7 protein-coding genes are annotated in these 14,318 nt (G+C 36.3%); 6 read left to right on the forward strand and 1 reads right to left on the reverse strand.

Translation table 11 applies throughout. The annotated features are described in order from the left end of the window. Positions 1-10: 10 nt before the first annotated feature. Positions 11-3,238, reverse strand: a complete 3,228-nt coding sequence (locus FHR29_RS20560; protein ID WP_221197904.1) for a SusC/RagA family TonB-linked outer membrane protein — start codon at positions 3,236-3,238, stop codon at positions 11-13. A gap of 220 nt (positions 3,239-3,458) precedes the next feature. Here FHR29_RS20560 and FHR29_RS20565 point away from each other — a divergent pair, with 220 nt between their 5' ends. The 6 genes from FHR29_RS20565 to FHR29_RS20590 all read left to right on the forward strand — a co-directional run bounded on the left by FHR29_RS20565 (position 3,459) and on the right by FHR29_RS20590 (position 14,307). After that, positions 3,459-4,853, forward strand: a complete 1,395-nt coding sequence (locus FHR29_RS20565) for an aminopeptidase P family protein (protein WP_183916974.1) — start codon at positions 3,459-3,461, stop codon at positions 4,851-4,853. Between the two features lie 22 nt (positions 4,854-4,875). Continuing rightward, the gene (locus tag FHR29_RS20570; RefSeq protein WP_183916976.1) at positions 4,876-7,044 is read left to right on the forward strand and encodes a S9 family peptidase; all 2,169 of its coding nucleotides are present in this window, start codon (positions 4,876-4,878) and stop codon (positions 7,042-7,044) included. Positions 7,045-7,405: 361 nt separating this feature from the next. Next, positions 7,406-10,588, forward strand: a complete 3,183-nt coding sequence (locus FHR29_RS20575) for a SusC/RagA family TonB-linked outer membrane protein (protein ID WP_183916978.1) — start codon at positions 7,406-7,408, stop codon at positions 10,586-10,588. Positions 10,589-10,592: 4 nt separating this feature from the next. After that, the gene (locus tag FHR29_RS20580) at positions 10,593-12,140 is read left to right on the forward strand and encodes a SusD/RagB family nutrient-binding outer membrane lipoprotein (RefSeq protein WP_183916980.1); all 1,548 of its coding nucleotides are present in this window, start codon (positions 10,593-10,595) and stop codon (positions 12,138-12,140) included. A gap of 292 nt (positions 12,141-12,432) precedes the next feature. Continuing rightward, positions 12,433-13,032: a TetR/AcrR family transcriptional regulator gene (locus FHR29_RS20585; RefSeq protein ID WP_132771065.1), complete on the forward strand. Its 600-nt coding sequence runs from the start codon at positions 12,433-12,435 to the stop codon at positions 13,030-13,032. 78 nt (positions 13,033-13,110) lie between these two features. Further along, entirely contained in the window at positions 13,111-14,307 is a 1,197-nt protein-coding gene (locus FHR29_RS20590) for an efflux RND transporter periplasmic adaptor subunit (RefSeq protein WP_183916982.1), read from the forward strand. The last annotated feature ends 11 nt before the right edge of the window (positions 14,308-14,318 follow it).

Here is a 14,318-nt window from a genome sequence, read left to right on the forward strand (position 1 = left end):
ATAGAATTGTTTAAAATTTAAAATCAAGAGATAAACCAATATATCGTGTAGATGGATCTTGCAGATTACCGTCATTCCCCACTCCAAAATCTGGATCTAGGTATGGTACTTTTTTCCACATGGCTAAGTTGTAACCAAATACAGACGCGTCTAATGTTTTCAGATGCTTCAATTTAAATAGTTTATTAACATCATAGCCAATCGATACTCGACGTAGTTTGACAAATGAACGATCAAATACATTGGCAAATAGTTTGTTTTCGGCTTCTGAGACACGAGCTTGATAAGGGTAATTTTGACTCCATGCCTGCCAATCTACTGCTCTGCTGTTTTGAGCATAGGTACGTGTATCAGAGGTAATATTACCATTAACATCTCTAGTCAGCTCACCACCGGTTACAACAACACCTTCAGGTACATAAATAGGTTTTCCAGCATCATATTCTTCTTGTCTGTACAATACTGAAGAAGGGTGTTTTCCTCCCCACCACATCTTTTCAATAGTAGTCGAATTCATAACCCCTCCAATTGATCCGTCGATATCTATATTGACCGTAAAATCTTTAACCTTAAATCTGTTCGCAAAACCAAATTGCCAATCGGGTTGAAAGTATCCTAGATACTGGGGAAACGGATTACGAATTGGCATACCTGTATTGGCATTAAGGACCAATTGTCCATCAGCTGATTTCTCCCAGACTGTTGCATAGTAGCTATCGGCACGATCACCAATTTTTAAGTTACCCATTTTAACCTGGTCTTTATAAATCTCTTCCAGTCTCTTTACTGCTCTCGACCAATTAACTGTTGAGGTCCATGAGAACTCTTGTTGTTTTATAATATTACCGGTTAAAGAGATCTCTAAACCTTTAGTGCGAAACTTGTTTGCATTAACTTTACGGGATGTGAAAGCTGAAGCTGCAGAAATACTTAAATCAATGATTTGGTTTTTATCAATAACCTCATAATATGTTACATCTGCTGATAATCTATTTTTAAATAATGCAAATGCGGCACCTATTTCTAAAGAATTAGATTGCTGTGGTAAGATATTAGGATTCACAATTCCTGCAGGATAAGTCACTGAAGGTGTAGAACCATAAGTTACATCTTTCTTATAAGTCGCTAAAATGCTATACGGATCTAAATCGGATGAAACTGATGCCCAAGAACTATATAGTTTAATAAAATCAATTTGTTCCGGTAGTTTAAAGTAGTCCGACACTACGGAACTTAGTGATACAGAAGGATAGAAAAAGGATTGGTTTTCTTTTGAAAAGGTAGATGACCAGTCATTACGTCCTGATAAATTAAGATATGTTGATTTAAATAAATTAAAATTTACAGTAGCATACGCACTTCTGACTATTTTTTCACTAAATGCACTTTCTGCTTTAACAGGTCCTTGCGTATTCCCTAAGCTGTATATAAAAGGTACTACTAATCCATCGGTCGTTTGATATAACTGACGGTATGTTTTTTTGAAAGTTGAAGCACCCGCATTGACGGTAAGCCCAAATTGATCTGAGAACTCCTTATTGTAAGTTGCCAAAACATCAGCATCAAAATTTAACTGATTACTATCCCAGTTTTTATAATCTCCATTTCTTGAATCACCATAGTTCATATAAGACTTAGGGCTTTGCATATCCTGAAAAACATTTTTTTGTCTGGCAGAAGCACGACCTTTTATTGTAAAATCGGGTGCTACTTTCCAAGTTAATGCTGTCTGACCTTGCAACACGTCCTGGTCATATATTTGATTAAGTTCGTACGCTGCGAAATAAGGATTATTATACCATGCATAATTATAATTTGCTTGACGATATCCTTCTTGACCAGGAATATAATGATGTTCGTTAAGCTCTTTGCCATTGACATCATTACCCATCCACAATAAAATGGTATACATATGATTTTTGGGACCATAGTTATACCGAGGATAATTAGGTGATTTAACTTTATTATAAGAAAGATTCAAATCCAACTGCACTTCCGGTCTAAAACGAAAAGATGTGTTTAAATTCAGACCTCCGGTCGTCAATTTTGTATTCGGCACCTGCCCTTTTTGAAAGGCATATTTTCCAGAACCAAATATGCTTACTTTTTCAGAGCGGTAAGATACCGTAGCATTATTTTCTGTAATCAATCCTGTTCCTAAGAAGTCTTCCAAGTTATCGTGTGACACCCAATCTGTTGGTATTCTTTCATAGCGTGATTTATCGTCGTATTTTGTACCTTTTACGTCGCCCCACCATGGTGTTACTTCACCTGTAACCTTATCTCGGATCGGACTATTCCATTGCGGTACTTTAAGTCCTGCATTTAGCTTTGGACCCCAAGCCATATCACCATCAGAAATACCCCCGTCTGCTCCATCCCAAAATTCGTATTTTCCATTTGATCCACTTCCAAATTCCTTTTGTGATTCAGGAAAAACGGTAAATCCTGCAGAAAACATGTTGGTGGTACCAAAAGAAAACTCTAAGCCTTCATTTTTAGCACTTTTTGTAGTAATTAATATGGCCCCATCCTTACCTCGTAAACCGTAAAGTGATGAAGCAGCTGTACCTTTCAACACATTGATGTTCTCAATATTTTGACTTGGTATATCAAAAAAATCTGTTTCCACAGGAATACCATCAACCACGATCAATGGGGGTTTTCCACGCAATTGAAAAGAGGGTGCTTGGAAGATCCCCGTAGGATTATTTACAATCAAACCTGATACCTGCCCTGTTAGCGCTGTACCGATGTTCATGGTTTTCGACTCTTTTAAGACATCGACCTTCACCTCTTGTGTTGCATATCCAATTTGTTTTTTCTGTTGCTTGATACCAATAGCTGTTACAACTACTTCATCTAATTTTGATGCATCTTTTTCCAAGGTTATCTCTAGAGTAGCGTTTCTGATCTCTACAAATTGAGTCTTATACCCCAACGAAGAAATTCGAAGTCGATCTCCAACTTTTCCCTTAATAGAAAAATTCCCATTAAATTCTGTCCTTGTACTTTGTTTATTGGCTTCGTTTATGATGGTTCCCCCGTCTACAGGATTACCTTGCTGATCACGAATTACTCCTTTAATGAGTTCTTGATCCATTACTATTCCAACAGGTGAAACAGAAGCAATTTTGTTTGCCCAAACCACTTCTGTCTGCACAGCATATAGAAGTGCTACACAGAGTGTCATTTGGGTACTTTTCTTAAATAATTTTAATGAGTATGGTTTCATCATGCTAAGCGATTTGGCGCAAAGTAATGATCTACATATTAAAGAAAAATGAAAGCAGTATTAAGTTTAAAAGGATAAAATTAAAGCAACGATAGGTTAACATACCAACCGATTTTTAACATTTAACAACCGTAAAATAGCACAATCAGAAAAATAGGTGTCTTACATGTTTTTGTTCAAGTCTATTTTCATAAATTTATACTTTATTAAAAAGCATTCCATCATGTTTGAAAAAGAAATATACGTCCACAGAAGAAGAGAACTAAGCTCTAAATTTTCATCAGGTGTTCTCCTTTTTTTAGGAAACATTGAAAATCCTATCAATTTTGAACACAATACCTATCCTTTCCGTCAAGACAGTAGTTTTTTATATTATTTCGGGATCAAGAGTCCGAAATTAGCGGCTGTTGTCGATATCGATGCCGGAGAAACTCTTTTATTTGGTGATGAAATGACCATTGATGATATTGTATGGATGGGTCAACAACAGACTTTAAGAGAAAAAGCGCAATGGGTAGGAATCGCAGCAATTCGACCTTTTCATGAACTCCAGCCGTATTTGGAAAAAGTGCTTAAAAATAGTAATCAGGTACGTTACCTACCACCTTATCAAGCACACAACAAGTTATTACTTCAACATGTATTAGGCTTATCCATTGACCAGATCAAACCATCTGTCGAAATGATCCAAGCCGTCGTAACACAGCGCAATATAAAAGCAACAGAAGAGATCGCAGAATTAGAAAAAGCGGTGGACGTAGCTGTGGATATGCATCGTCTAGCAATCAAAATGACAAGGCCGGGTATGCATGAGTATGAAATCAGTAATGCTATTCAACATCTTGCACAAAATAGACAAATGTCATTTTCATACCCTCCCATTGTGACCAAACATGGAGAGATATTACACAATCATATCCAATATCATAAAATAAAAGCTGGTGATATATTGCTAAATGACTCTGGTGTTGAAACTGCGCTAGGATATGCATCAGATTTAACACGTTCATTTCCTGTAGGAAAAAGATTTAACCCGCTACAAGAAGAATTATATGCTGTTGTTTTAAATGCTTTTAAAACTGCTGAAGCAGCATTAAAGCCAGGAGTTGCTTTTAAAAACATCCATTTAAAAGCCTGCGAAGCACTTGCTGAAGGATTAATCCAAATTGGTTTCATGAAAGGAAATGCGCAAGATGCTGTTGCGGCACATGCACATGCTTTATTCTTCCAATGTGGTTTGGGTCATATGCTAGGACTAGATGTACACGATATGGAAGATCTTGGCGAACAATATGTGGGATACACCGCAGACGAGCCAAAAGACACCAAAACCTTCGGTATAAAATCCTTACGATTAGGAAAAAAATTAGAGGCAGGTAACGTAGTGACAGTAGAACCCGGTATCTATATCATACCTGAACTCACTCAAATGTGGGCACAGCAAAATTTGCATCACGAATTTATTAATTATGATCTGCTCAATAAGCACCTTGACTTTGGTGGTATACGAATCGAAGATGACTATGTTATTAAAGATTCTGGATATCATCGTTTAGGAAAATATCTAGAACGTGAACTCAATGAGATCTATGATCTCAAAGATCAAGGAACAGATTAGAAGCACCTAAGTAAAAATATACATGAAAAATATACGTATTATAATACTATTACTAATAGTATGCTACTTTCCAAATTTGCTATTGGCACAGCGATTTTGGGCAGAAGATGATGGACAATATTATGAATTCTCTGAAAAGGGTATTGAACTCATCAATCCCAAAAGTGCTCAACGCACGCTATTTCTAGCAAATAAATTGCTTGTACCTACAGGTAAAACTAATGCATTAGAGATAAGTCATTTTTCCATTTCGAATAATAAAGAACGTATTTTATTGTACACCAATAGCAAAAGAGTCTGGCGTGAGGAAACGAGAGGCGACTATTGGGTCTTTGACAAGAAAACAAACCAGTTGACTCAACTTGGCGCATCTTTCCCCGTGTCTCAACTGATGTTTGCTAAATTTAATCCACAAGGTACCAAAGTAGCATATGTGGTTAAATCCAATCATAATATTTATGTTGAAGATCTTGCAACAGGGGCAATAAAACAAATTACGACAGATGGTACTGATCGTATTATAAATGGAACATTTGATTGGGTCTATGAAGAAGAATTTGGATGCAAAGATGGTTTTAGGTGGTCTCCAGATGGAAATGCTATTGCCTACTGGAAACTCGACGCACGCGCTATTCGTAATTTCTTAATGATCAATAATACCGATAGTATCTATTCTTATACAATACCTATTGAATATCCAAAAGTGGGTCAAGCACCTAGCGCATGCACCATTTGGACTTACCAATTAGCTACAGATGCCACGACACAGATACAAGTTCCTGGAGATGCTATTCAGCACTACATTCCAAGGATGGAGTGGAGTCTAGACAGCAAACAAGTTATCTTACAGCAACTTAATAGAAAGCAAAATGAAAGTAAAATTTATTTAATAGATGTTGCTACTAATAACGCTAAAAATATTCATAGTGAAAAAAATGATTCATGGATAGATATTAAATCACGTTGGAACAATAACGATCCAACCGGATGGGACTGGATTCAAAATGGCAAAGCTTTCATTTGGGTTTCAGAAAAAGAAGGTTGGCGTAAGATCTATCAAATCGATCTTCAAGGCAATGAGAAATTAATCACGCATGCAGACTATGATGTCATCGATATTGAATTGTTCGATGCAAAAAGAGAAATAATTTATTTCAGTGCTTCACCAAATAATGCAACACAAAAATATCTTTATTCGGTATCAACCAAAGGGGGAGCTCCAAAAAGACTTACACCGGAAGAATTTTCAGGAACTTGCGAATATGATATTGCCAAAAATGGGCAAATCGCGATCTTCAATTTTAGTAACAACAAAACAGCCAAGAGCAATGCTTTAATTGAATTACCAACCCACAAAACTTTAATCGATTTTAGAGGTACAATAAGTAAAAAACCTGAAGATGGGGTAACTGAATTTTTCAAAGTAACAACAGCAGATGGTGTTAGTTTAGATGGCTGGATGGTCAAACCTTCGGATTTCAATCCCAACAAGAAGTATCCCGTAGTTTTCATGGTGTACGGCGAACCTGCTTCACAAACTGTATTGGACAATTTTAGAGCTGGTATGAACAGCTTATATAGTGGCAATATGTCTAAAGACGGTTACATCTACATTTCACTGGAAAATAGAGGTGCACCTGCGCCCAAAGGTACTGAATGGCGTAAAAGTATCTACCGCAAAATCGGACAGCTCAATATCAGAGATCAGGCATTGGGAGCAAAAGAAATACTTAAATGGTCTTTTGTAGATAGTTCGCGGATCGCAGTATGGGGCTGGAGCGGTGGAGGTTCCAGTACTTTAAATCTATTGGGACAATATCCCGAAATCTATAAGACAGGTATAGCTATTGCTGCTGTTGCCGATCAATTATTGTATGATAATGTTTATCAAGAAAGATATATGGGTTTACCACAGGAAAATTTAGAAGATTTCCAGAACGGTTCACCACTAAAATATGCCAAAAATATCAAAGGTAATCTTTTGTACATTCATGGCACTGGAGATGATAATGTACATTACCAAAATGCAGAAGTTCTCATCAATGAACTCGTTAAAAACAATGTGCAATTTCAGTTCATGTCTTATCCAAATCGAAGTCATTCCATCAACGAAGGAGAAGGAACTTCTCAACATCTGAAAACTCTGTTTACAAATTATTTAAAACAGCATTGTCCTCCAGGTGCAAGATAAAATAGATAAACTGAGTATAAAAAAACATTTGGAAAAGTCGATATCTTGAGATATCGACTTTTTTTATAAATCATAAATAATGATGAAAAAGATTACATAATTAAATCCAACCAATTTTATCAAAGTAGCATTTAAATGCAACAAGAGCATATTTTAACATTTTTTTAACAAAAAATACAAAAACAAAGACTACTTATCAGGTGGATTTTATATATTTGCATCATTAACAAAAAATAATGAAAAAACACACTACCTGTATGTACATAAAACGAATGCTTCTAGGAGGTACTTTAGCTTAATGATATACAATTATCTCCTATAACAAAAGACTCCCTAACTTCATATATTACATTTTATCAACATGACAAAACATACAACAAATTTTGTCGTCGCAGCAGCGCTTTGCCTTAGCTCAAGCACACTGTACGCACAATCTACCATAAAAGGAAAAGTAGTTGATGAGCACGATACTGCCATTCAAGGTGCTACGATTACTGATATTTCAAGTAAAAAGCAGGTTCAAACAGATGTAAATGGTCTATTTGAATTTCCGTCAAACGAAAATACGGTTACACTACAAATACAATACATTGGATTTGAAACTAAAACGATTCAAGCAAATATTTCAGGCTTAAATACGATACAGTTAACTCCTACTAGTTCACAGCTTAACGAAGTTGTTGTAACTGCATTAGGTATATCAAGAGAGAAAAGATCTCTGGGATATGCTGTACAAGAAGTAAAAGGAACTGAGTTACAAACTCGTCCTACCAATGCGTTAAGTGCATTATCAGGAAAGGTTGCTGGTCTTCAAGTTACAACTTCAGGTGGAAATATGGGCGGCTCATCCTCCGTCTTGCTGCGCGGCATCAATTCAATCTCAAACAATAACCAGCCTCTCTACGTAGTTGATGGTACGCCTATTGACAACACAGACTTTAATTCAAGTTCTACGATCAATGGTAGCGCGGGGAAAGATATAGGTAACATGATTCAGGATCTTAATCCAGATGATATTGAAAATATCTCTGTATTAAAAGGGGCGACAGCAGCGGCACTATATGGATCGAGAGCGGCAAACGGTGTTATTATGATTACTACAAAACGTGCATCAAAGGGTGAAAAGGTTGAAATATCTCTTAATACTGGTATTGACTTTGAGAATATTACCCGATTGCCCAAAAGACAACATCTTTACGGCCAGGGTTATTCGACCAATTTTCAAACTCAGAACATTAATGGAAAAGATTACAAGATTGTCGATTATGCTTCCGATGAAAGCTGGGGGCCAAAACTAGATGGAACACCGGTGTTACAATGGTATAACCTCAACCCTGAAGATGAAGCGAATTATCTGAATCCAACACCTTGGCTTTATCCAAAAAATGATGTTAGCTATTTTTTCAGAACTGGAATAGCTAATACCAACAATTTTGCCATTGCAGGTAACAGTGGGAGCACCAATTACCGTTTTTCATACACCAATAAAAATGTAGAAGGTACCACCCCGAATTCAAGTTTGACAAGAAATGCATTTAATTTTTCTGGTGGCACACAATTGGGGAAAGTCAAAATAACCTCCAACTTCAATTACATCCGCAACTCTTCTATAGGCCGCCCATGGACTGGTGCTTCCAATAGAAATATTATTCTTGAAGCTTTCCAGTGGGGTGCGGTACAAGTCGACTATAAAATACTTGAAAACTACAAACGTGCAGATGGAACACCATTAGCTTGGAACCGTACAGGCTGGCAAAATACACCTGCTGCTGAAGCAACTCGTTTTATCGACAATCCGTACTGGTCAGCATATGAATCTTACATGGAAGACAGTAGAGATCGTTTCTATGGAAATATCGGAGCCGAATACAATGTGAATAGCTGGTTAACCGTGGGTGCAAAAGTACATGGTGATATCTATTCATTGCAAGCACAGGACCGTATTGCCGTATACTCGCGAAGCACATCGCAATATGAAGAAACAAACAATAAACTCAATGAGTATAATTATGAGTTTATAGCGACTGCTAAAAAGAACTGGGATAAATTTTCACTTGTGGCATTTGCTGGTGGAAATATCCGAGACAAAAGCTGGCAAAATAACTATGCTATAACCCAAGGAGGATTAATTCTACCTAATTACTATAATTTAAAAAACGCAAATTCTGTTAAAATAGATAATTTCAAGTATCACAAACGCATCGCTTCAGTTTTCGGAAGTGCTTCTTTTGGATATAATGATTTATTTTATTTAGATGCTACAATTCGTAATGACTGGTCTTCAACGCTTCCTTCTTCAAATTGGTCCTATATTTATCCATCTTTAGCGGGAAGTTTTGTTTTTAGTAATCTAGAACCATTTAAAAATTTGCCATGGTTAAGTTTTGGTAAAGTTCGATTGGGTTGGTCGGATGTAGGTAATGATACTGAACCATATCAACTTGCAAAATTGTATGAGGCAGAACAATCTTTTGAAGGTTCCCCTTCTTATACAGCACCAGCAATAAAACCAAACGATCAACTTGTTCCTGAACGGACAGGATCATGGGAAACAGGTATCAACTTTCAGTTATTCAAAAATCGTCTAGGTTTGGACGTTACGTATTACAACAACACGACAAGAAATCAAATTTTCCCAGTTCCAGTATCTTCGTCTTTTGGATATGAAGCCAAATGGCTTAATGCAGGTAAGATGAATAATAAAGGTATCGAAATTGTTCTTAATGGTACTCCGATCAAAACAGAAAACTTTAGTTGGGATGCAACAATAAACTGGGCAAAAAATAAAAACAAAGTTGTTAAACTAGACGACCAAGTCAATACGCTAAATTTAAGCAATTCCTTAGTCCAATTAGTGGCAAGAGAGGGACAATCTTACGGTCAATTTTTGGGTAATGATTTTGTTTATGCTTCCGATGGACAACGTGTTATTCAAGCAGATGGCACCTATATGAAGACCTCACAATTAGTACCATTAGGATCAATTCTTCCTGACTTTACTTTTGGTTTTCAAAATAGCTTTCATTACAAAAACTTCAATTTAGGATTTCTAGTATCCGGTCGTGTTGGAGGTAAATTCTTCTCACAAACCTATAAGGTAGGTATGTATTCTGGTATTCTGGATAAAACAGCCGCCAATAATATACGTGAAACAGGAATTGTACTTGATGGAGTTAAAGGTGACGTTACATTTAATAGCGATGGGACATACGATGTAACTAATATTCAACAAAACACAACTAATATCACTGCTCAACAATGGGCACGTAATGAATACAATGGTCCGACTACATTTTCAATTTTTGACGCTACATTTGTTAAATTAAGAGAAGTTACCTTAGGTTATAATTTCAAATTGACCAATACCAAAGTCATTAAAAATATTGGTGTAAATGTCTATGGCCGTAATCTTTGGAATATTTATACCAAAAGTAAATACATTGATCCCGAGTTTACTTCCAGTGGCGGTAATGTACAAGGCATTGAAGGAGGAAATATTCCTTTGCCTATCACGTATGGTTTCAATTTGAATCTTAAATTCTAAAAAAATGAAAATAATTAATATATTATATACTTCAGTAATCGGTATTTCACTTGTTGCATCTTCATGCTCGAAGTCTAAATTTGCAGAGATCAATACCGATCCCAATCGTCCCACTTTTGTAACAACACCGACATTACTAGTGACGGCCGAAAAACAATTAGTGAATGCGCTACGCAGCGAAGATATCAGTTTAAGAGGGGCACAATTATTTTCGCAATACTTTGCACAAAATATTTACACCGATCAGTCTCGCTATCAAATACCAACAAATTACTCAGATAATTATTGGACAGCAACTTATAAATCACTAAATAACCTGAATGAAATTATTAACCTCAATTCAGATGAAAAAACGAAAGCAACTGCTTCAGCAGGAACAGCAGGTAGCAATGTCAATCAAATTGCCATTGCGCGCATTTTAAAATCTTATGCTTTCCACTCATTAACTGATGTGTTTGGTAATATTCCGTATCAATCCTTTGGTAACGCTGATCCAGATTTTCAGGCTTTGCAACAGAATCCGGATAACTTGACTCCAAAATATGCTAGTCAAGAAAAGATTTACAAGGATATACTCACTGAATTACAACAGGCTGCAGATACTTTAATCAAATACCAAGGGGATAAAACTTTTGGTACGTCTGATGTTATTTATAAAGGTGATAATGGAAAATGGGCTAAATTTGCGAATTCTCTTCGTTTACGTTTAGCGACACGCATCAAAACAAAAGATGCCAACTTAGCAAACACTCATATTAATGATGCTATAAAAAAAGGCGTATTCACCTCCAATAGTGACAATGCGACATTTAAGTATTCAAAAACTTCACCAAATGAAGCACCATTATACCGTGCCACAGTTACGGCAAATAGAAAAGATTTCGCGCTTTCTAATGTCATCGTAGAAGCTTTACAAGGGAAAAGAGGTCCATTTACAATCGTAGATCCTAGACTAACTAAATATGCAAAACCAACGACTGAAAATGGCAGCTATTTTGGCCAGCCATATGGATTACCATTAGCTGCTGGCAATTTATTTCCCCTAGACAAGATTTCTTTACCTGGAGATATTATCAATGCAGCAGATTATGCTGAGGTATTATTGGAGTATGCAGAAATTGCCTTCTTATTATCCGAGAACAACAATTGGGATCAAACTCAATATATCAATGGTACACGTGCATCCCTAGAGAAATGGGGAGTGGCTGCATCCGACATTACTGCTTACTTAGACAAGCTGCCTGCAGCTAATAAAGAACGCGTACTATCACAAAAATATTTAGCTTTATTCAATCAAAGCATTGAATCATGGTCTGAAGTGAGACGTACCGGTTATCCTTTATTCTTAATTAAAAAGGGAGATGTGGTATGGAGTGGTACTGTAGATGGAAAGCCTGTTACCTATACTTTCAATCCTGAAATCGGAGATGCTATCCCTAGTCGTCTGGTTTACCCGATTAAAGAGCAAAGCACCAATAAAGTCAACTATCAGGCTTCGCTTGCACAACAGGGCGATGATGTGGTTACGAATAAATTATGGTGGAACAAATAAGTGATTCCTAATTTTCTTAAAACAAAGCCAATCTGAAAAGGTATGGCTTTGTTTTATTTAAGCATATTTTCTAAACATCTATCTATCAGATCTATGAATTTTAAAAAATATATTTTTCACTAATTTATATGATCTTTCTCATAAAATCAATAAATGATAACAAAAACAGGTTTATCTTAAATAAACAATGGTTTACTACTATTTTTTATTTAATGACTTTGATATGTCACAAATAAAAAGTAAAAATCAGAATTTTGTCTTAACACTGTTAAATCATTTATGCTTATAAGGCATGGCTAGTAAAGATCGCATACAACGTCTTAAAGACGAAAATAGAAGCAATATTCTTGACGCCTCTCTTCAGATTGTAAAAGAAGAGGGATGGCAAGCATTGAGCATGCGTAAGATCGCCGATATCATCGAATATACGGCACCCATGATTTATGAATATTTTGCAAACAAAGATGCTATCTTAACAGAACTTGCTAACCAAGGTTACAGGCTCCTTGCCCAAAAAGTAAAAGAAGCAAAATCTACAGAAACAAATCTGGAAAAACAATTGGAAACTATGTGGTTTAGCTATTGGGATTTTGCCTTCGAGGAACGTGAACTTTATCAATTAATGTTTGGTGTCGGAACTGCCTGCTGTGGTTTTGAAAAAACATATAAATGTGCTGAATCACACGGGAAGATGATCAGTGACGTTATCCGAGAAATTATGAAAGAAAAAAATCCTTCGGAAGAACTGATCTGTAGAAAGTACTTTACATACTGGTCTATTATACATGGATTAATATCGATCAATCTGGTGAATCAAGGTAATGGAGATATTACCAACCAACAAGTTTTAAAAGACGCGATTTACGGAATCACACGTTCGCTTACTGATTAGTTTTTTTTACCTTAAATAATACAACGTTAAAGGATTTAACAGCGTTAAATATACCATACCTCAATTTTTTAATATAACATGAAAACACATCTATTACTAGATTTTAAGAGAATTTACGTCTTATCACTTAACAGTGTTAAACAACTTAATGTAGTAAAGGCGCTTTATTTTTTATCTGCAATTTTCCTGTACAGCTGTACCACAGGAACAAGCAAACCAGCACCTCCTCCTCCTGCTAACTTACCGGTAATGACCATATCAAACGGTGAGGAAACAGTCTATCAGGAATATCCTGCTAGCATCGAAGCATCGGCCAACATTGAAATCAGACCTCAGGTAGAAGGTATTTTGGACCGTATTTTTGTCGATGAAGGAGCAAAAGTTAAGAAAGGTCAGGCACTCTTCAAAATTAATGATCGTCCTTATCAAGAGCAACTTAATCAAGCGAAAGCTAATTTACTATCTGCCCGTGCAGCATTAGAAAATGCATCTTTAGAAGTAGAGAAAAAGACACGGTTAGTCAATAATAAGGTATTGACAGATTTCCAACTCAAAACAGCAATCAGCGCCCGAAATGCAGCAGAAGCAAATGTTCAACTTGCGATTTCAGCAATTGAATCCGCTAAAATAAATGTTGGATATACGTTGATCCGTGCCACATCTGATGGCTTTATCGGAAGATTGCAAAAAAAGCAAGGAAGTTTGGTTAGCCCATCTGATGCACAACCATTAACGGCTCTGTCTGATGTACAGGATCTACATGTATATTTTTCTCTAGGCGAGAATGATTTCATTGCATTCAAAAACAACACAGCAGGAAGTAATTTACAACAAAAATTAAACAATCTTCCTCCGATTAACTTAGTGCTATCTGATCAAAGTATATATGATCAAACTGGTAAGATCGATATGGTGGACGGTCAATTTGACAAAAACACCGGAGCCATTACTTTACGTGCTACTTTCAAGAATCCCGAAGGTGTTTTAAGAAATGGAAATACGGGGCGTGTACGATTGCAGAAAAAATATGACAATACGCTATTGGTACCACAAATGGCAACCCTCGAGATGCAGGATAAAATTTTCGTTTATACTGTTAACAAAGAAAACAAAGTAGTGCAACAGCCTATCACAGTCATCGGCAAAAGCGGATCCAATTACCTCGTTAGTAACGGCCTTAAAGAAGGAGACCGTATCGTATATAAGGGAATTGATTTGCTTCAAGATGGTCAAGTGATCACCCCACAAGCACTACCTAAAGACAGCATCAACTAAAACATAATACG

Origin of the sequence: Sphingobacterium sp. JUb56, from assembly GCF_014191365.1 — a bacterium.
GTDB classification, from domain to species: Bacteria; Bacteroidota; Bacteroidia; order Sphingobacteriales; family Sphingobacteriaceae; genus Sphingobacterium; species Sphingobacterium anhuiense.